The sequence below is a fragment of the Dyella silvae genome (assembly GCF_026421305.1).
Classification (GTDB): Bacteria; Pseudomonadota; Gammaproteobacteria; order Xanthomonadales; family Rhodanobacteraceae; genus Dyella; species Dyella silvae.
In genome coordinates this window covers 183635-201819 of sequence record NZ_JAPJBQ010000005.1, presented here as the reverse complement: position 1 = coordinate 201819, position 18185 = coordinate 183635, and the positions used below count along the sequence as shown (strand labels likewise).

Sequence of the window (18185 nt, the reverse complement as noted above, 5' to 3'; positions counted from 1 at the left end):
GGCGGGTAATTGCATGCGTCGGGGGATCTCGGAATACGCGTCCAACGCGCCCTTGGCCGTTGGGCGCCGTGTGTGCGGTACGTAACCCATGCCACATGGGTTACCAGATGCGTGGATTCGACGCCCCAACCTTATGCACGACGGCAAATGGCACTCAACAGTGCCTCGCCCGCTTCCGGCAGACTCGACTCGTTGACGATGGTGAGCGCCTGGGCCGGTGCGAAGTCATCATCATTGAACGCAAAACCCTGATCGATCTGTTCCGGGGTCTCATGTCCACACGCCCGCAAGCGACGAGCCATGGATTCGCGACTGGCGGTAATCAGGACCGGCACCATGTCGTGGAAGCGTGCCTGCGCAAGCGGAAAGGCATCTCGCGCGCCATTGACCAGCACGTCCACGCCCTGTCGCAACCAGTGTTCGATCTCTTTGCCGAGGCCGTAGCGCAAACCCTGCGCCCGCCAGGTCAATGCGAACAGTCCGCGGCGCTCGCGCAACTCGAACTCAGCCGGGCTGAGTGCCACATCGTCTTCATCGCCCGCTTGCGCCGGCCGTGTGATGTAACGATGCGCGCAGACCACACCGCAGGAGGCACCGTTCTCGCGCACCCAGCTGAGCACGCTGTCTTTGCCGGCTCCCGCGGAACCCATGACGTAGTAAAGCCGCCCAGGCGTCATGCCGCCGACGCCTTGTTCAGCGTCACGCGCTCGAGTGGTTCGAATGCCGCACCTGGCGAGGTCTCGACGCACAACGTGAGCGCATCGATGCGTGCCGCAGGCAGCATGGCTGCGCGAATGGAAAGCCAACGCTGCAATGCGCGCTCTTCATCCACGGAAGCCGGCGAAGACAACGTCATATGGAACCGATAGCGTTCAAACACGTAGGGATACCCGTAACGTCCAAGAAAATGTGTCTCGATGGCGTCGAGCTCTGAAGCGCGACGCTGAAAATCGTGTTCTGCCAGTGGCAGGCGCAAGGGTTCGACCGCCTCGACGCAGGCATTGGCCAACGCATTGATCGCTCTGCAATCGCCCACGGGGCGCAAGGCAAGAAAACCCGCAAGGCGCGTGCAACGCAGCGTGAGATGGATGGGCGCATGCGCCCTGGCAACATCCCGCATCACGCGGCGCAAATCGTGGAGGTCGGCATCAGGAGACAGCGTGAACGGCGAACGCAGCGTGGCGTGCCAGCCGTAGCGGCGTACGTCGCTTAGCAATGCATTCCAGCGATTCAGAGGAATGCCGGGAATACCGTTGGGCGTCATCCCGGGACTCAGCCAGTCTCGCCCCAGGGAGGCCAGCGCACTGGCGGGTGCCGGGCAGAAGTAGATCGCGTAGCGCATCAGTCGTTCGCCATCAGCACCCAAGGCTTCCGTTCGCCGTCGACGCGCACGATGCTGTACGACGCTGGCATCGAATGAACATCGGCATGAAAGACATGCGCTGCAGCGACTGACGCAGCGGCCATTGCGCTGCGCGCGCAAGTACCTTCGCACAGCGCTTGGGCTGTCGATCAGCGCCCCGGCCCCCAGCCCGATCGAGGGCGAACGGCCGTAGCGGCCCATGGCACCCGCGCCCTCGTCCGAAGTCTGCGTCGAAAATATTGCCCATCTGCCTCAGTAGCCGCACGCCACGCCCCCGTTCCACCCCGCTCACACTCCTGCCTGACTCGCCCAGCACCACCTTGGCAACGGCACACCTCGTCTGCGTACACCGCGCCGGAGCGAATGGCGCCCCAACCTCTCTAGATAACTAGACCTTTGTGACAAGACTAGGAACCCCATGCTTCGGCTTGATGCGCACGCAGGGGATACCCCTGGCGATGCCATCTCGGACGCATGGGACGAGTCACGCCCCACTCCTCACGGCACTGCGTTGCCGCACCCGGCCTGGAGAAGCGCTACGGGTTGCATGGGGGCAACGGCCATGGCGCTGCAGTTCACCATGAGCGGAATCACGGTAACGCGATGCAGTGTGCAGATCGGCGCGACCCGGTCACACCACGCTGCAGGGCCATACATCGCAGTACGGCGGCTGCCATGCAGCGGCTGCCAGGGGAGCCTCGAACTGAAATCCATCCGTTGCTTCTGATGCCCAGGTACACGATCGCCCGGCATGCAGGCCGGGCGATGGTCAAGATGGTTATGCGGTCGGGGTGACGTGTAGCAGCCGGGAAAACCTATTTGTCGCGGGTGACGCCTTTCCCCTCAGCCCAGGGCCACAGGCGGCCCCACTGCTCCATGATGTCGTTCCACGGCTGACTGACGGCGCCCATGTCGCCGACGCCGCCAAGGACACGGGCAGTGTCTTGCTGCCAGACCTGGATGGCCTCCTGCAGCCCTTTCGCAAAATGCGCCTGCACGTTGGCGGCAATGTGGTTGGTCAGGTTGCTGTCACCCATGCGTTGCTGCAACAGGCGCCAGAAGGTTTCAGAAGGCAGGGTCGACAGGGCGGCCCAGTCTTGTGCCCTCAACAATTGCTCCACTCTTGCCTGCGACTCGGCAATGCCGTCGTCGACCACGCGCGTGGAAAGCTCCAGCCACTTCTTCCAGTTCTCCATCACCAGTTTGCTGATGCGAAGCTGCAGCTCGCTGTTGACCTTGTAGAGATTCAGCGCCAGATCGCTTTGGGTAGTCATGGCCTTAACCCTGAAAAACGAGAGGAATCCCGCCGTCGCGCCATCGCCACAGGCAGGGTAAAAGGCGATGCGGGTTAATCGGGACACTATCGTTCCGGTCGTGATGTCCGTGTCACGGGCTTCTCAAGCGACTTTCGGACACGCCGCGGCCGGACGAAACGAGGCCAAAAAAAAGACGCCGGTTGGCGTCTCTTTCCCGGTCTGCCCACCTTTGCGGAGGACGAACCACTTTGCAGATTTCGTCAGGTGCGGCGCAAACGCCGCACCTGACTTCCGAAGCTATCGGAAAACGACGCTTAGAGAGCGGCGTCCTTGAGCTTCTTGAGCGCGCGGATCTTCAGCTTCACCGTGGCGGGCTTGGCAGCGAACCACTGCTCTTCCTTGGTGAAGGGGTTGATGCCCTTGCGCTTCGGCTTGGCCGGAACGTTGACGGCGGTGATCTTCAGCAGGCCCGGCATGGTGAAGTGGCCAGCGCCCTTCTTGTGCATGGAACCGGTCACGGCTGCTTCGAGCGATGCCAGCACGGCACGCACGTCCTTGGCGATCACGCCACTGGTCTCGGCAATGTGGGCCACCAGGCCCGACTTGCCCAGCGCTTCCTTGATCGGCTTGTGCACGACTGCCTTAGCGGCGGTCTTTGCGGCCTTGGGAGCGGCCTTCTTCTTTGCTGCTGCTTTCTGCGCCTTCGCCATACATTTCCCCGTGGTCATCAAAGTGTTGGTGTTTGAATGCCTCTCGGCATGCGGAATGTATGGCAAAGAAACCCATGTCGCCAAGCGGCAAAGCGCAAAAAATATGGTTTTTTTGCTTTCCAGGCCTGACAGGGGTGAAGAAAGTCACGCTCAGCCCCCTCGAAGGCCTGTTTTTCAGGGTTTTTTTTCACCCTGGCCGACCGTCTCGACCTTTGTAGGGCAATCCTGACTATGGACCCGCGGCCGCGGCGCTATCTACTATCGAGGCTCGTTTCCACGCTAGGTGCTGTCCATGAAGCGATTGGCCTTATCCCTGCTCGCCCTGTCGGTGTCGTCGGCGTTGTTTGCCGCCGTCCCGGCTGCTCCCTCTATTGATCCGCATCGCCTCTCGGAGGACGTCAAAACGCTGTCGTCCGACGCTTTTGAAGGCCGCGGTCCTGCCACGGAAGGCGAAACCAAGACCATCGATTTCGTGGTTGCCCAGTTCAAAGCAGCCGGTCTGCAGCCGGGCGGCGACCTGAAGAACGGCAAGCGCGAATGGACTCAGGCAGTGCCGCTGCTGCAGTCCGATATCGCCGGCTCTCCGTCGCTGTCCTTCACCGTCAACGGCAAGGCCGAGCCGCTTACCCAGGGCAAGGAAATCGCCGTACGTTCCGCACTCGATGGCTCCAAGGCGGTGACGATCAAGAATGCGCCGCTGGTATTTATCGGCTATGGCGTGAAAGCGCCGGAGCGCAACTGGGACGACTTCAAGGGTGTCGATCTGCACGGCAAGATTGCCGTGGTGCTGATCAATGACCCGGACTTCGAAACCGGCGTCGGCGATTTCGGCGGCAAGGCCATGACCTATTACGGCCGCTGGACCTACAAGTACGAGGAAGCCGCCCGCCAGGGCGCGGCCGGCATGTTGATCATCCACGAGACCGCACCGGCTTCCTATGGTTGGGCGACGGTTGCCAACTCCAACACCAACACCCAGTTCGACGTGGTGCGCGACCATCCCTCCACCGTGCATACGCCGCTGGAAGCGTGGATTCAGCGCGACGTGGCGGTCGATCTGTTCAAGTCCGCCGGGCTGGATTTCGAGGCGCTGAAGAAGCAGGCGCAGACACGTGAGTTCAAGCCGGTCGTGCTGAAGGGCGAAACCTTCTCCGCCGACTACAAGATCAACTCCAAGGTGATCACCTCGCACAACATCGTCGCGCGCATCGACGGCACCAAGCGCCCGAACGAAACGGTGATCTACAGCGCGCACTGGGACCATCTGGGCATCGGCGCACCGGACGCCAAGGGCGACAAGATCTATAACGGCGCCGTGGATAACGCCACCGGCACCGCCGCACTGATCGAACTGGCCCGCGCGTTTGCCAGCCAGCCGAAGCCGGAACGTTCCGTCGTGTTCCTCAACGTCACCGCCGAGGAGAAGGGCCTGCTGGGCTCGGAGTACTACGCCGCCAAGCCGCTCTACCCGCTCGCCACCACGGTGGGTGTGATCAACATGGACGGCTTCAGCCCGATGGGACCAGCGCGCAACTTCAGCATCTCCGGCAACGCCAAGCTCGATCTGCTCGATGAGCTGACCGACACCGCCAAGAAATGGAGCCTGGTGTACTCAGGAGACCCGAAGCCGGAAGCTGGCCATTTCTTCCGCTCCGATCACTTCTCGTTCGCCAAGCGCGGCGTGCCGGCTATCTCGTACGAGTCGGGCAACGACTGGGTTGACGGCGGCGTGGCGGCAGGCAAGGCGGCCGAGGAAGAGTACGTGTCCAAGCACTACCATCAGCCGTCGGATGAGTGGCAGGCCAGCTGGCCGTTCACCGGCATGGCGCGTGATCTGCAGATCCTCTACACGCTGGGTAGCGACCTGGCCAATTCCGACACCTGGCCGAACTGGAGCACGGACTCGGAATTCCGCGCCGCCCGCGACGCCACGGCATCGCAGCGCAAGTAAACGCGGTTTGGAATAAAGACCCATCAACGGCCCGCAGCGATGCGGGCCGTTTTTTTTTGCGTCCCCGGAACACCGTTTTCACACGCTGCTGATTCACATGACGCCCGCAACAGAAACGCAGCATAGGCGTCACGGACGCGCCAGATAGGAATCACAGGGGAGTCATGGGCAACCGGCAGGCTATGCGCCATCAGTCAAACGAAGATCGACCGATCCCATGCTGGCGCAATACGTCCACCCGTCAAAAACCGGCCTGTTCCGCATCATCCGCCACGGCCGCCAGTGGCGCGTCCTGTGCGAGGAACAAGAGATAGGCCGCCACGAGACGGCGGAGGCGGCCCTGATCGCGGCGCGTATGACCTGCCCCCTGGCGCGGCTGCCCGGAGAACTGGCGCAGTGGCGTTATATCCCCGAGTTGGCGTTGGCGCATTCGAGGGTGTCGAGGGAAGGGACGCGCTGGAAGCTGGCGGGTTGAGCCAGCTCTACTCCCTCTCCCCTCCGGGGAGAGGGTTGGGGTGAGGGGTCAATCTAGCCCCACCGTTTCATAAGCACCGTCATCCCTGCGAAGGCAGGAAGCGCTTTACAACAGCCGAAGGCTGGTCATCCAGTGACTTTCGCTTTTGGTTTCGCGATCCCGCCAGGTTGACGGCTATTCAGAGCCAAGAGCAAGGCACTGGATCCCTGCCTTCGCAGGGATGACGGTGAGGGAAAGCCAGCTCCATCGCGAGCACCCATCTCAATCCACTCCCCGCCCCTGAATGCGCGCTCACTCATGCGCGTTGATTACCGCCAGAAAATCCTTCCCATAACGCTTCAGTTTCGCCTCACCCACACCACTGATCGCCGCCAGCTCCTCCTCATTCGAAGGCAGCGCTCGCAACATCGCAAGCAAGGTGGCATCGTGGAAAATCACATAGGGCGGCACACCATGCTGCCTCGCTAGCTGGATGCGCAGCTTGCGCAGCTCTTCCCATAGCGGTTGCTCGTAGGCTTCCACGCCCAGGCTGCCGCCGGTCACCAGCTGACTATCCCGGCGCTTGCGCGCAGCACGCACGGGACGCGCATCCTCGCGCAGCCGCACCGATTGGTTACCTACCAGCACGTCGCGGCTCGCCTTGGTCAGGCGCAGTGTGCCAAAGCCCTCCGCATCCGCTTCCAGCAACCCCAGTGCGAGTAATTGGCGGAACACCGAGCGCCACTGCTTCTCATCCATATCGGCGCCAATGCCGTAGGTGGAGAGACGGTCGTGGCCGAGGTCGGTCATGCGCGAGCTACCTTCGCCACGCAAGATGTCGATGACGTATCCCGAACCAAATCGCTGCCCGCTGCGATACACCGCCGATAGGGCCTTCTGCGCGGGAACAGTGGCGTCCCAGGTTTTCGGGGGGTCTATGCAGTTGTCGCAGCGGCCGCAGGGGCCCTGGAAGGTTTCGCCAAACGCCGCCAACAACAGTTCGCGCCGGCATTGCGTGGCTTCCGCGTAGGCCAGCAGCGATTCCAGTTTCAGCCGCTCAACGCGCTTGCGCTCATCCGCCGACTCGGACTGGGCGATCATCTGGCTCATCGTCACCACATCGGAAAGGCCGTAGATCATCCACGCATCCGCAGGCAGACCGTCGCGGCCGGCGCGGCCGGTTTCCTGGTAGTAGCCCTCCATGCTGCGCGGCAGATCCAGATGCGCAACAAAACGCACGTCAGGCTTGTCGATGCCCATACCAAAGGCGACCGTGGCCACCATCACCAGGCCGTCTTCGCGCAGAAAGCGCCGCTGATGGGCGTTACGCGTCGCTGCATCCAACCCGGCGTGGTAGGGCAAGGCGTCGATGCCCGCTTCGGCCAGCCACGCGGCGGTCTCGTCCACCTTACGGCGGCTGAGCGCGTACACGATGCCGGTGTCACCACGACGACGCTCAAGGAATTCCATCAGTTGCCGCCGCGCGTTGTGGCGCAGACCGACCTGATAACGGATGTTGGGCCGATCGAAGCTCGAGACGAACTGGCGTGCTTGCTGCAAGGCCAACCGCTCGACGATTTCCTCGCGCGTGCGATCGTCCGCCGTGGCAGTGAGCGCGATGCGCGGCACATGCGGAAAGCGCTGATGGAGCACCGCCAGCTCGCGGTACTCCGGGCGAAAGTCGTGCCCCCACTGCGATACGCAGTGCGCTTCATCGATGGCAAACAACGCCACCTCGGTGCGCTCCAGCATGCTGAGGAAACGCGGCGTCAGCAGCCGCTCCGGTGCGACGTAGAGCAGGTTCAGCTCACCCGCCTGCAGCTGCCGTTCTACTTCGCGCTGGTCCTCGGCACCCAGACTTGAATTGAGATACGCCGCCGACACGCCCGCTTCGCGCAACGCATCGACCTGATCCTGCATCAACGCGATCAGCGGCGACACGACGATGCCGGTGCCCTGTCGTACCAACGCGGGAATCTGGTAACACAGCGATTTGCCGCCACCGGTTGGCATCAACACCAACGCGTCGCCGCCTTCGATCAGCCGCTCGACAATCGCCTGCTGTTGACCGCGAAACTGCGTGTAGCCGAAAACACTATGGAGAATATCGAGGGGCGAGGAAGGCATCGGGAAATGCTAACAAATCCCCTCGCTGCGCTGTGGCGGCATAGGTGACCTGACATCGTGTAAGCGGATGCCGATGTGCAGTGCCGCCCAAGCAGAGATCATCCGTTAGCCCGGCATGCCCCATAGCGCGCGATCCAGATCCGCATCCAGCCCGAACGTGGACAACGGTACGCGCCCGTTGCGCACCTCCACGCCCTCGGCCTTCAGGCGTTTGCTCTGCTCGCGAAAGCCCCTGCTGCCCACCGGGAAGGCGATCTGACCGCTGGACCGCAACACGCGATGCCAGGGCAGCTCCATGCCATCCGGCGTCTCGCCCAGCGCCCGCCCCACCAGACGCGCGCGCCCCGGGAGACCGGCACGTGCTGCAATGGCGCCATAGCTGGCAACACGCCCACGAGGAATCGCCGCGATGGCGGCATAAATGCGGGCATGCGATTCGTTCATGGCATGGTCCATGATCTTGAACAGGCTCTTTACACCGGGTCGTGTCACAGTAGCGGGGCTAAAATCGTCTGCCAAGGAGATCGCACCCATGCGCCATTTTGAAGCCGTGCGCTCTCACATCGGCAGCATGCACGAGCTGCGCCACAACGACCCTTATCTGATCAGTTTCGATCTGACACTGCCGCAGAACCGGCATCAGGGCATCTATCTCACCGAACTGGAAGACGAAACCGGCCGGCGCTATCTGCGCATCTCCACGCCGGTCGGCCCACTGGCCGGCGCCGATCCACGCCGCTGCCTGCGCTTCAACTGGGAGCAACGCATAGGGTTCCTGGCCGTCGCCGATCTGGACGGCTCGCCCTATCTGCACCTGTGTGAGAACCGCCCGTACGAATTGCTGGATGCTGCCGAGCTGAAGCGGCTGATCGAGGAGTTGGGCGAGCTGGGAGATCAGCTGGAAAGGATCGTCGCGGCGGGCGGCGACGACCTGTAGGGATTTCTATAGGAGCGCACATGTGCGCTCCTACATAAGCAGCCTCAGAACAGCGAGGACAAGCGCACCATGCCGTAAGCCAGCAGCGCCGTCACGGGCAGTGTGAGAATCCACGCCCACACCATGCGCTCCACCACCGACCAGCGAATCGCGTTCCAGCGTTTGGCGGCACCGACGCCCATGATCGACGCCGACACGTTGTGCGTCGTCGAAACGGGAATGCCGAAAGCCGACGCAGTGAGGATGACTGCCGCAGAGGCGCCTTCCGCAGCGAAGCCATTGATGGGGTGCAGCTTCACCATCTTGTGGCCCAGCGTCTTGATGATGCGCCAGCCACCGCCGGCGGTACCCGCCGCCATGGTCAGCGCACATACCACGGCCACCCACGATGGCACGTTGAATCCGCCATCCGCTGAGCCCTGAATGCTCAGGAAGCCCAGCCAGTGCGGCAGCCCTTCGAACTGGCCTGCTGCCGTGGCGCCGGCCAGTGCCAGCGCGATGATGCCCATGCTCTTCTGCGCATCGTTCATGCCGTGCGCGAGACCCATGGCGCTGGCGGAGACGATCTGCGCCTTGCCAAAGAAGCTGTTGACGAACGGCGTGCGGCCGAAGCGATGCAGAAAGCCCTTGCGGTTGGAAAACCAGCTCAGCAAGCCGTACAGCGCCCCCATCAGCAGGAAGCCGATGACAAAACCCATCAGCGGCGACACCACCATGGGCACCACCACCTTGGGCAGCACGCCCTTGCCTTCCCACCAGTGCGCGCCACCTTGCGTCCAGATCACCGCCGCGAAGTTATTGCCTGACGCGGCAACGGCCGCGCCCACCAACGCGCCCACCAGGGCATGGCTCGAGCTGGAGGGCAAACCCAGCCACCAGGTAATCAGGTTCCACACCGTCGCTGCCAGCAACGCGCACAGCAGCAGCTGTGGACCTGCGGCAATCACGTTCGTATCGATCAGGCCAGCTGCAATCGTCTTGGCCACCGCGGTGCCCCACAGGGCACCGATCAGGTTGGTGATGGCCGCCAGCATCACGGCCTGACCGGGTGTGAGCACCTTGGTCGCCACCACCGTGGCGATGGAGTTGGCGGTGTCGTGAAAGCCGTTGATGTAAGTGAAGGCCAGTGCGACCAACACGACCGCAATAGCGAGACCGATGGTCATGCGCGTACCTCGCGCACGATGACGGAAGCCCGGAATGCGACCGGGCAGCGCATGGAAGAGCGCGTCATCCGATGGGCCTCAGGAATTCTTCAGCACGATCGAGTAGACGATGTTGCCGACGTCGCGGCACTTGTCGATCGCCTTCTCGAGCAGCTCGAACAGATCCTTGGCCAACATGGCGCGCATGGCGTCGTTGCCTTCCACGTAGAGCGTGCGGTACGGCGAGAGCAGCATGCGGTCGCCTTCCGATTCCAGCGTCTGCAGGCGATCCTGCAGCTTCTTCACCGGGTCGATGCGCAGACCACGGCGCAGTTCGCCGATCATCTCCGACACCACCGCGGTAGCGCGCTCGAGCACCAGGGCACGCGCACCGAAATCCACATCGGTCAGGCGGCCGGCAACGATCTCGTAGCGCTCGGCGAATTTCTCGATGGTCTTGGGGATCTTGTAGAGCGCCGAGTTCAACGCTTCGATGTCTTCGCGATCGAGCGCCGTCACAAAGGTGTTCACCAGCTCTTCGCTGATCTGCCCGGCCAAAGCCTTCTCACGCTGGCGCGTGGCCGCAAAGGCGGCCATCACCGGCGCATGATCTTTGCGCGTGACAAGTTCATGAAGCGCATTGGCGCTTTCGCGCGCGGCTTCGGCGCTCTGCTCGAGCAGGCCATAGAACTTGTCGCCTTTGCCGAAAATGGTTTGCAATGAAAACATGCGGTTATTGCCTGGGTCCGGGGACGGCTCAAATGACGGGTATGTTACAGGACGCCCGTACCGCACCGCACCACATTCCCGATCCGGGGTGTCGCAGCCCCTTTCTATGCATCGGCGCCCTTAGGATCGGGCTCACAGGCCTTACACTGCGTCTCATGTCTTCTCGCGACCTTTCCCACGGCCCGCAGTCCCGATGCTGACCGAAATAGCCACCGTCATCCTGCTTTCACTGTGCAACGGCTTCTTTGCGCTCTCCGAGATGGCCCTGGTGGCCTCACGCAAGACCCGCCTGAAGCAGTTGGCCCGCACCAGCCGGCGCGCCCGCACTGCACTGCGCGCCGCCGAGGCGCCCGAGCGTTTTCTGTCCACCGTTCAGGTGGGCATGACCCTGGTGATCCTGATCACCGGCGCCCTGGCCGGCGACGCGCTGGGCGACCACATCGCCGCCGCCATCCATGGCGGCCGGGCCGCGTGGATGGAGCCTTATGCGAGAGTCATTGGGCTGGTACTCGGTTTCGGGCTGATCTCGTTCGTGCAGATCGTCATCGGCGAACTGGTGCCCAAGCGCCTGGCGCTTTCGGCCCCGGAGACGATCGCAGGCTACATCGCCATGCCGATGATGGTGCTTTCGCGCGTTACGGCCCCGTTCGTATGGCTTCTCAATGTCTCCAGCAGCACCCTGCTGCGCCTGCTCAAGGTGAAAGGCCGGGGTAGTGATTTCGCCACGGAAGAGGAAATCCGGCTGCTGGTGGCTGAAAGCGCTGAACACGGCGTGCTGGACCGCGATGAACACAACATGGTCAATCGCGTGCTCCGCCTGGGCGACCGCTCGGTGGACAGTGTGATGACCCCGCGCACGCGCATCGTGTGGCTGGACCAGTCGGCGAGTCTCAAAGAAAACACAGAAATTCTGCGCAGTACGCCGTATTCGCGCTATCCCGTGTATCGCGGCGGTGAGAGCGACATTGTCGGCGTGGTGGAAGTCAAACGCCTGTTACGCGGCTTTGCCGAGGGCAAGCCCAACCTCTTCGGACAGTTGTCCAAACCGCTTTACGTCCCCGCCACCGGGCGTGCGCTGGATCTGCTGGAGGAGTTCCGCGACGCGGAAGCGCAGATCGCTCTGGTAGTAGACGAGTACGGCGAGATCGTCGGCTTGGTGACGCTCAATGATCTGCTTGCCGCCATCGTCGGCGCACCACAGCTTGGCGCCAGCGGTTCCGAGGAAAGCCCGCTGATCACCCAGCGCGACGACGGCAGCTGGCTGATCGACGGGTCGCTCTCCACCGACGACCTGCGCGAACTGCTGCGGGTGGATGCCCTGCCCGGTGAACAGGAGCACGAATACCGCACGGCAGCCGGCATGGTGATGGCCGCGCTCGGGCATATCCCGCAGACCGCCGAATCATTCGAATGGCGAGGGTTCCGGGTGGAAGTGGTGGATATGGACGGCGCCCGCATCGACAAGCTGTTGGTGTCGCGCCTGCCGCAGATGGATGATGAGGAAGACGGGTTCTAGGCCCGATACGAGCGCCTTTTACCGTGGGCGCACACAGGGTGCACTCCCACCGGCGAGGAACAAGCGTTTACTCGCCCTTCTTGCCCTGAACCTTCCCGCTCGCGATCTGCGCCATGCGCTGTGCATCCGCAAAAATGCCGTGCATGACGCGCAATTCCCGCTCATCCGGCTGGGCGCGCTGAAACAGCTTGCGTAGCCGCAGCATGATGGTGGTCGGCGCACGACCTTTATGAAAGTCGATGTCGTCCAGCATCTGCGAAAGATGCTCGAAAAAGCGCTCCATTTGCGCTGCATCGGCCGGCGGCTCGGCATCGGCACGCACCGGCGCGGCCACCTCGCCCAGCGACGCGACGCGCAGTTCGTAGGCCATCACCTGCACCGCCTGCGACAGGTTAAGCGAGCTGAAATCGTCCACGCTGGGAATGCGCACCATGGCATGGCAGCGCGCGAGTTCCTCGTTCTCCAGACCCGTGCGTTCGTTGCCAAATACCAGCGCCACCTGCTCGCCGCGGGCGGCCGCCGCCAGAGCGCGGCTGGCGGCTTCGCGCGGCGTGATCTCCTCCAGGTCCACCCCGCGGCGACGGGCCGACAAGCCCAGCGCCAGGCTGGTACCGGCCAGGGCGTCGACCAGCCCTTCACTGACGATAGCGTTCTCCAGCACATCGTCGGCGCCAGCGGCCAGCGCGGATGCCTCGTGATCGGGGAATCGGTGGGGCGCCACCAGCGCCATCCGATGGAAGCCCATGGTGCGGATGGCACGGGCGGCGCTGCCGATATTGCCCGGGTGCGAGGTACGCACGAGCACGTAGCGGATGCGGGCGGCGAGGTCGGATTCAGCGGTCATTGAGGTACCAAAACTCGTACAAATAGGCGCGAAGCTTGGAAATTGTGGGCCGCCCTGTCAAACCGGGCGCCCCTGCCAGCCTCAGGCTGACCTGAACAACGGCGGCGTCTCTGCTAGACTTCGCGGCCGTAACCCGCTCTTTTGAAAGCCGAAGCCATGCCAAGACCCGCCGTCAACGTCGCGGTGCGCGCCGCGCGCTCCGCAGGAAACATCATCCTGCGCTACATGAATCGCATCGACGGACTCAATGTCGTCGAAAAGCAACGCATGGACTTCGCCTCGGAAGTGGACCGTCTGGCCGAAGCCGAGATCATCAAGGAGCTCAAGCGTGCCTACCCCACGCACGCCTTCCTCGCTGAGGAAAGCGGCGCCATTGGCAAGGGCCCGCTGGTATGGGTGATCGATCCGCTCGACGGCACGCACAACTACCTGCGCGGCATCCCGCATTTCTCCGTCTCCATTGCCCTGCTCGACAAGGGCGAGCCCGTTTACGCCGTGGTGTTCGACCCGCTGCGCGACGAGCTGTTCACCGCCAGCAAGGGCGACGGCGCCTATCTCAACGACCGCCGCATCCGCGTCAGCAAGCGCGAGAACCTGGGCGGCGCGATGATCGCCACCGGCTTCCCCTACCGCCAGCGCTCCCATCTCGACGCGCAGATGGACATGACGCGCGCCATGCTCGGCCAGGCCGAAGACATTCGCCGCTCGGGTTCCGCCGCGCTGGATCTGGCTTATACCGCCGCCGGCCGCTACGACGGTTTCTTCGAGATCGGCCTCAAGCCGTGGGACATGGCCGCCGGCGCGCTGCTGGTGCGGGAGGCAGGTGGCCGCTATTGCGACTTCGCCGGCCGCGAGGGCATTCCCGAGAGCGGCAATATTGTTGCCGGCAACCTCAACGTGACGCAGGCGATGGTCGATGCCATCAGCGCCAACGCCACTCCGCGGTTGTTGATGGCGTAAGGGCCATCGTCCTTCGAATGAAAAAAGCGCCCTCTCGGGCGCTTTTTTTTGTGGCCAAGGCCCCACATGCCATCTGCAGGAACGCAGCGGAGGGTCAGGCGCCCGACCCGGCGTCGCGCAGGAAGTCCCGCAGGAACGGCACCGTAATGCGCCGGCGCGCCGCCAGCGACGCCTTGTCCAGCTGATCGAGCAGATCCAGCAGAGCGCCAAGATCTCGCGCATAGCGGGCGAACAGCCAGTCGAGCACGGTGTCGTCCAGCTCGATGCCGCGAGAGGAGGCCTGCCGGCGCAGCACATCCCGACGCTCGACGTCGTCCAACGGTTTCAGCAGCGCCTGCTGGCAAGCGCCGAGCCGGGAGCGCAGATCCGGCAGCATCAGACCCAACTGCGAGGGCAGCGACTCGGCGGCAAACAACAGTGCAGCGCCCTCGGCCTTCGCCTGGTTGTAGACGTCGAACAGCGCGTGCTCTGCCTCGGGATCGCCGGCAATGGCTCCCAGGTCGTCCAGTGCCAGAAACTCGCTGCCCGCCACGCCACGAATGGCGGCAGCCTTGTCGGCCAAAGTGGCGAGCGGCAGGTATTGCACGGTGCGGCCACCTTCAATCGCCGCCTGACACGCAGCCATCAGCAGGTGGCTTTTGCCACTGCGGGTTGGGCCGGCCAGGTAAAGCCATGGCGTGCGAGGCTCACGCGCCAGCAGCTCCACGGCAGCGAGCGTCGCGGCGTTAGCGCCAGGGTGGAAATGTTCAAAGCGCTGGCGGCGAGGCCAGCGCAAAGCGAGCGGCAACTGCGGAATCATGTAGGGGGTACTGCGTCCTTCTTTTCGTCGCGTTGGCCGATCACTGTATTGGTTTCCACCGTGCCTTGCGCCGTGGTCACCACCACCTCGACTTCGGCAAGCACGGGATCGCCGCCGCCATGGTCCTTGTAGAGATCGCTTTGCTTGTAGCGCTCAGACAGGTAGCGCAGCAGCACAAGGATCACCGACGCGGCCGGCAATGCCAGCAGCACGCCAAGGAAGCCGAACAGATAGCCGCCTGCCAGCACGGCAAAGATCACCGCCACCGGATGCAAGCCAATCTTTTCGCCCACCAGCCGCGGCACCAGCACATAGCCTTCCAGCAACTGGCCGGCGGTGAAGATGCCCACGACGATAAGTACGTGGTTCCAGTCTCCGTACTGCACCAGTGCTGCGATGAGCGACGACCCGAAGCCCACGATGAAGCCGAGATACGGCACGAAACTCAGCAAACCGGCGATCATACCGATCAACGGCCCCACCGACAGCCCCATGATGGTGAGCGCGGCGCCATAGAAAATGCCCAGCGCCAGCATCACCAGCAACTGACCACGCACGAAGGCGCCGAGCACGCTGTCCGATTCGCGCGCCAGATGGGCGATGGTGGGCTCGATGGAGCGCGGCAGCATGCCGTCGATCCACGCCACCATGCGGTCCCAGTCGCGCAGCAGATAGAACGCCACCACCGGAATCAGCACCAGGTTCGTCAGCCAGGCAACCACGCCGATGCTTGAGCGTGAAATCTTGCCGAGCACGGTCGAGGCGGCATCGCCAATGGAACCGATGTGCTCTTTGACCTGCCCGATCAGACGGTCCGTGTCGAACGCGCTGGGGTCGAGGTGCAGCGTGGACTGCAGCCAGGGCAGCGCGACATTACGCACCCAATCCACGTAATACGGCAGGTTCTGAACGAGGTTGCCGACCTGGCGCGAGATCAGAGGGATCAGCAACAACAGCGCCCCGACCGTGAGCAACAGCAGCACCACGAACACGATGCTCACCGCCACCGTGCGGCCCATACCCAGACGCTGCAGGCGGTCCGCCAGCGGATCGCCCAAATAGGCCAGCATGCCGGCAACGGCGAATGGCGCCAGCACCGGCGCCATCAGCCAGAGTACGTAAAAGATCGCCGCGGTGATGGCGAGCATCTGCCAGCGGCGGGAGGTGTCTTGGGTCATGGTCATGGCTCGCCCTATCGGCAAGAGAGGGTCAGTGGACCCAGCGCAGGCTGGCATCGGCATCGCTGTGCGCATCGCCGCGCAACAGGCGTCCGCTTGCAGCCAGGCTGTTGGCCAGCGCGTCCATGGGCAGGCTCGCCTTGACCGCGAACAACATGCCGTCACCATGTGCACTGAGGGTGGTGACCTGGCGCACGGAAGGATCGGCGCGCAACACCGCCACCAGATTGGCGTAATCCATGGCCGAGTTGACCTGGGAAACCCACAGCTTGCCGTCGACCGTGGCCGAGCCGATCACGTTCAGCTGCTTCCCGAGGCGATCCACCAGACCATTGCCGGCGTCAGTAAGCACGGCCGCCGCGCTGGTGCCCTGATTGCTCCAGCGCTGCTGCGGGCCGCCGGACACCAGCATCCAGTCCGCGTTGCTGCCATGCATCTGGCCCAGCACAATCAGGCCGGTCTTGTACTGGCGAGCCAATGCAGCCAGCTGCTCGGGATCGGCAGTGGTCAGGTTCGGGGTGTCGCCGGTCTTCACCGGGTCGGCCAACACGGTGCTGTACCCCTTGCCGGCCAGGAGCTGCGTCAGCGTGGTCAGTGCTTCTCGTGTCAGTACGCTGCCGTCCTCGTCACGCACCACCAGCAATACCGGCGGACGGGAGCCCGCACTGCCGGAAACACCCATCTGGGCCACGGCGCGCTGCACCGCTGCCTGATCAAAGGTCACCTGCAGGGCCATGCCGGCCGCTGCCCGCTGGTACTGGTACTGCTGCACGATGCCGCTGGCGCCCTTGAGGACGTCGGCGTAGCCCGGCTTGGTGCTCAAATCCTGCCCACCCGACGTTCGGGCCAGCACCTGAGCCAGCGCGTCGCTGAAGGCGCTATTGCGCGCGGCATCACTGGTGTCAGCCACCGACACCACTACGGTATAGGGCGATACCTGCCCCTGCGCATGCGCAGACAGCAGCGGGGCTAAGCCCAGCACGAAACAGATGAGCAGCAAGCGGGACAGACGCATGGGGAGTGAATCCGGTGGGAAGCACGGAAAGTCTGCCCAATCCGCCCGGCAGCGTCCATCGAAGGCATCCCGATTCCACGTCACCCGGGTTCATGCCTCTGCCATCCACCCAGGAAAGTGCGCCCCTACGCTGCTACAATTCAACGTTTCTCCACGCCGGGTTGCCCCCCATGTCCGACGCCCTCACCTACCGCGCCGCTGGCGTCGATATCGACGCAGGCAATGCCGTGGTCGAACGCATCAAGCCGCTGGTCAAGCGCACATCCCGCCCCGAAGTGATGGGCGGCCTGGGCGGCTTTGGCGGCCTGTTTGACCTGTCCGGCAAGTACAAGGAGCCGGTGCTGGTTTCAGGCACCGACGGCGTGGGCACCAAGCTCAAGCTCGCCCAGCAGCTGGGCCGCCATGACACGATCGGCATCGATCTGGTCGGCATGTGCGTCAATGACGTGCTGGTGCAGGGTGCCGAGCCGCTGTTCTTTCTCGACTACTTCGCCACCGGCAAGCTGGACGTCGACACCACGGTCGCCGTTGTCGGCGGCATCGCCAAGGGTTGCGAGCTGGCCGGTTGCGCACTGATCGGCGGCGAAACCGCTGAAATGCCGGACATGTACCCGCCGGGCGAATACGACCTGGGCGGATTCACCGTGGGCGCGGTCGAGAAATCGCAGCTGCTCAGTGGTGAAAAGATCGTCGCTGGCGACGTCATCCTGGGCGTGGCCTCGTCAGGCCCGCATTCCAATGGCTATTCGCTGATCCGCAAGATCCTCGAGCGCGCCGGCAACCCGCTGGACCTCGACGTGGGCGGCGTGAAGCTGGCCGATGCGCTGATGGCGCCGACCACGATCTACGTGAAGCCGATGCTGGAACTGATGAAGAACCAGCCGGTACACGGCATGGCGCACATCACGGGTGGTGGCCTCAAGGAGAACATCATCCGCGTGGTGCCGGAAAACCTGGGCATCGCGATCGACGCCTCCACCATCGTGCTGCCGCCAGTGTTTGAATGGCTGATGCGCGAAGGCAATGTGGCGCGCGAGGAAATGTGGCGCACCTTCAACTGCGGCGTGGGCTTCACCATCATCCTGCCGCGCGATGCCGTCAGCGGCGCCTCGGCCCTGCTGGCCAAGCATGGCCTGGCCAGCTCGGTGATCGGCGAAATCGTGCCCGCCAAGGGCGACGAGCGCGTGCACATCGGCTAAGC

Annotated in this window: 18 protein-coding genes; 6 read left to right on the top strand and 12 right to left on the bottom strand. The window is 63.6% G+C overall.

What is annotated here, in order from left to right:
* Nucleotides 1-131 precede the first annotated feature (131 nt).
* The 4 genes from phnN to OQE56_RS13545 form a co-directional block, all read right to left on the bottom strand.
* Entirely contained in the window at nt 132-677 is a 546-nt protein-coding gene (gene phnN / locus OQE56_RS13560; RefSeq protein ID WP_267225086.1) for a phosphonate metabolism protein/1,5-bisphosphokinase (PRPP-forming) PhnN, read from the bottom strand.
* Nucleotides 674-1342, bottom strand: coding sequence for a DUF1045 domain-containing protein (locus OQE56_RS13555; protein ID WP_267225084.1), 669 nt, complete (start codon nt 1340-1342; stop codon nt 674-676). The genes phnN and OQE56_RS13555 overlap by 4 nt, the downstream gene beginning before the upstream one ends.
* Before the next feature lie 836 nt (nt 1343-2178).
* Nucleotides 2179-2637: a phasin family protein gene (locus OQE56_RS13550; protein WP_267225082.1), complete on the bottom strand. Its 459-nt coding sequence runs from the start codon at nt 2635-2637 to the stop codon at nt 2179-2181.
* A 296-nt stretch (nt 2638-2933) separates the two neighbouring features.
* Nucleotides 2934-3329 carry an HU family DNA-binding protein gene (locus OQE56_RS13545; protein ID WP_267225080.1) on the bottom strand — a complete coding sequence of 132 codons (396 nt, stop codon included), beginning with the start codon at nt 3327-3329 and terminating at the stop codon, nt 2934-2936.
* 292 nt (nt 3330-3621) lie between these two features.
* On the opposite strand from OQE56_RS13545, the gene OQE56_RS13540 reads away from it, so the two are divergent.
* Both OQE56_RS13540 and OQE56_RS13535 read left to right on the top strand, forming a co-directional pair.
* Nucleotides 3622-5280 (top strand): M28 family metallopeptidase, encoded by a 1659-nt coding sequence (locus OQE56_RS13540; protein WP_267225078.1) that lies wholly within the window; start codon nt 3622-3624, stop codon nt 5278-5280.
* A 217-nt stretch (nt 5281-5497) separates the two neighbouring features.
* Nucleotides 5498-5755, top strand: a complete 258-nt coding sequence (locus tag OQE56_RS13535; protein WP_267225076.1) for a hypothetical protein — start codon at nt 5498-5500, stop codon at nt 5753-5755.
* A 291-nt stretch (nt 5756-6046) separates the two neighbouring features.
* Here the strand turns inward: OQE56_RS13535 and recQ are convergent, their stop codons facing one another.
* Together recQ and OQE56_RS13525 are read right to left on the bottom strand one after the other, a co-directional pair.
* Nucleotides 6047-7861 carry a DNA helicase RecQ gene (gene recQ, locus OQE56_RS13530; protein WP_267225074.1) on the bottom strand — a complete coding sequence of 605 codons (1815 nt, stop codon included), beginning with the start codon at nt 7859-7861 and terminating at the stop codon, nt 6047-6049.
* A 105-nt stretch (nt 7862-7966) separates the two neighbouring features.
* Nucleotides 7967-8305, bottom strand: a complete 339-nt coding sequence (locus OQE56_RS13525; protein WP_267225073.1) for an MGMT family protein — start codon at nt 8303-8305, stop codon at nt 7967-7969.
* A gap of 88 nt (nt 8306-8393) precedes the next feature.
* Between OQE56_RS13525 and OQE56_RS13520 the strand changes: the two genes are divergently transcribed.
* Entirely contained in the window at nt 8394-8798 is a 405-nt protein-coding gene (locus OQE56_RS13520) for a hypothetical protein (RefSeq protein ID WP_267225072.1), read from the top strand.
* 44 nt (nt 8799-8842) lie between these two features.
* Here OQE56_RS13520 and OQE56_RS13515 read toward each other — a convergent pair whose 3' ends face one another.
* Together OQE56_RS13515 and OQE56_RS13510 are read right to left on the bottom strand one after the other, a co-directional pair.
* Nucleotides 8843-9964 carry an inorganic phosphate transporter gene (locus OQE56_RS13515; RefSeq protein WP_267225071.1) on the bottom strand — a complete coding sequence of 374 codons (1122 nt, stop codon included), beginning with the start codon at nt 9962-9964 and terminating at the stop codon, nt 8843-8845.
* Nucleotides 9965-10042: 78 nt separating this feature from the next.
* Nucleotides 10043-10672 carry a DUF47 domain-containing protein gene (locus tag OQE56_RS13510; RefSeq protein WP_267225070.1) on the bottom strand — a complete coding sequence of 210 codons (630 nt, stop codon included), beginning with the start codon at nt 10670-10672 and terminating at the stop codon, nt 10043-10045.
* A gap of 193 nt (nt 10673-10865) precedes the next feature.
* Here OQE56_RS13510 and OQE56_RS13505 point away from each other — a divergent pair, with 193 nt between their 5' ends.
* On the top strand, nt 10866-12188 hold the full coding sequence (locus OQE56_RS13505) for a hemolysin family protein (protein ID WP_267225068.1): 1323 nt from the start codon (nt 10866-10868) through the stop codon (nt 12186-12188).
* 67 nt (nt 12189-12255) lie between these two features.
* Here the strand turns inward: OQE56_RS13505 and OQE56_RS13500 are convergent, their stop codons facing one another.
* Nucleotides 12256-13032: an RNA methyltransferase gene (locus OQE56_RS13500; protein WP_267225066.1), complete on the bottom strand. Its 777-nt coding sequence runs from the start codon at nt 13030-13032 to the stop codon at nt 12256-12258.
* A 156-nt stretch (nt 13033-13188) separates the two neighbouring features.
* Here OQE56_RS13500 and OQE56_RS13495 point away from each other — a divergent pair, with 156 nt between their 5' ends.
* On the top strand, nt 13189-13992 hold the full coding sequence (locus OQE56_RS13495; protein WP_267225064.1) for an inositol monophosphatase family protein: 804 nt from the start codon (nt 13189-13191) through the stop codon (nt 13990-13992).
* Between the two features lie 94 nt (nt 13993-14086).
* Here OQE56_RS13495 and hda read toward each other — a convergent pair whose 3' ends face one another.
* Genes hda through OQE56_RS13480 form a run of 3 tightly spaced genes read right to left on the bottom strand, consistent with a single transcriptional unit; the run spans nt 14087 to nt 16984 of the window.
* Entirely contained in the window at nt 14087-14791 is a 705-nt protein-coding gene (hda, locus tag OQE56_RS13490) for a DnaA regulatory inactivator Hda (protein WP_267225062.1), read from the bottom strand.
* Nucleotides 14788-15969 (bottom strand): AI-2E family transporter, encoded by a 1182-nt coding sequence (locus tag OQE56_RS13485; protein ID WP_425601629.1) that lies wholly within the window; start codon nt 15967-15969, stop codon nt 14788-14790. Before OQE56_RS13485 ends, hda begins: the two co-directional genes overlap by 4 nt.
* A 31-nt stretch (nt 15970-16000) precedes the next feature.
* Nucleotides 16001-16984, bottom strand: coding sequence for a DUF2066 domain-containing protein (locus OQE56_RS13480; RefSeq protein WP_267225058.1), 984 nt, complete (start codon nt 16982-16984; stop codon nt 16001-16003).
* Between the two features lie 170 nt (nt 16985-17154).
* Here OQE56_RS13480 and purM point away from each other — a divergent pair, with 170 nt between their 5' ends.
* A complete protein-coding gene (purM, locus tag OQE56_RS13475; protein ID WP_267225056.1) occupies nt 17155-18183 on the top strand; it encodes a phosphoribosylformylglycinamidine cyclo-ligase in 1029 nt (342 codons plus the stop codon).
* Nucleotides 18184-18185: the final 2 nt, after the last annotated feature.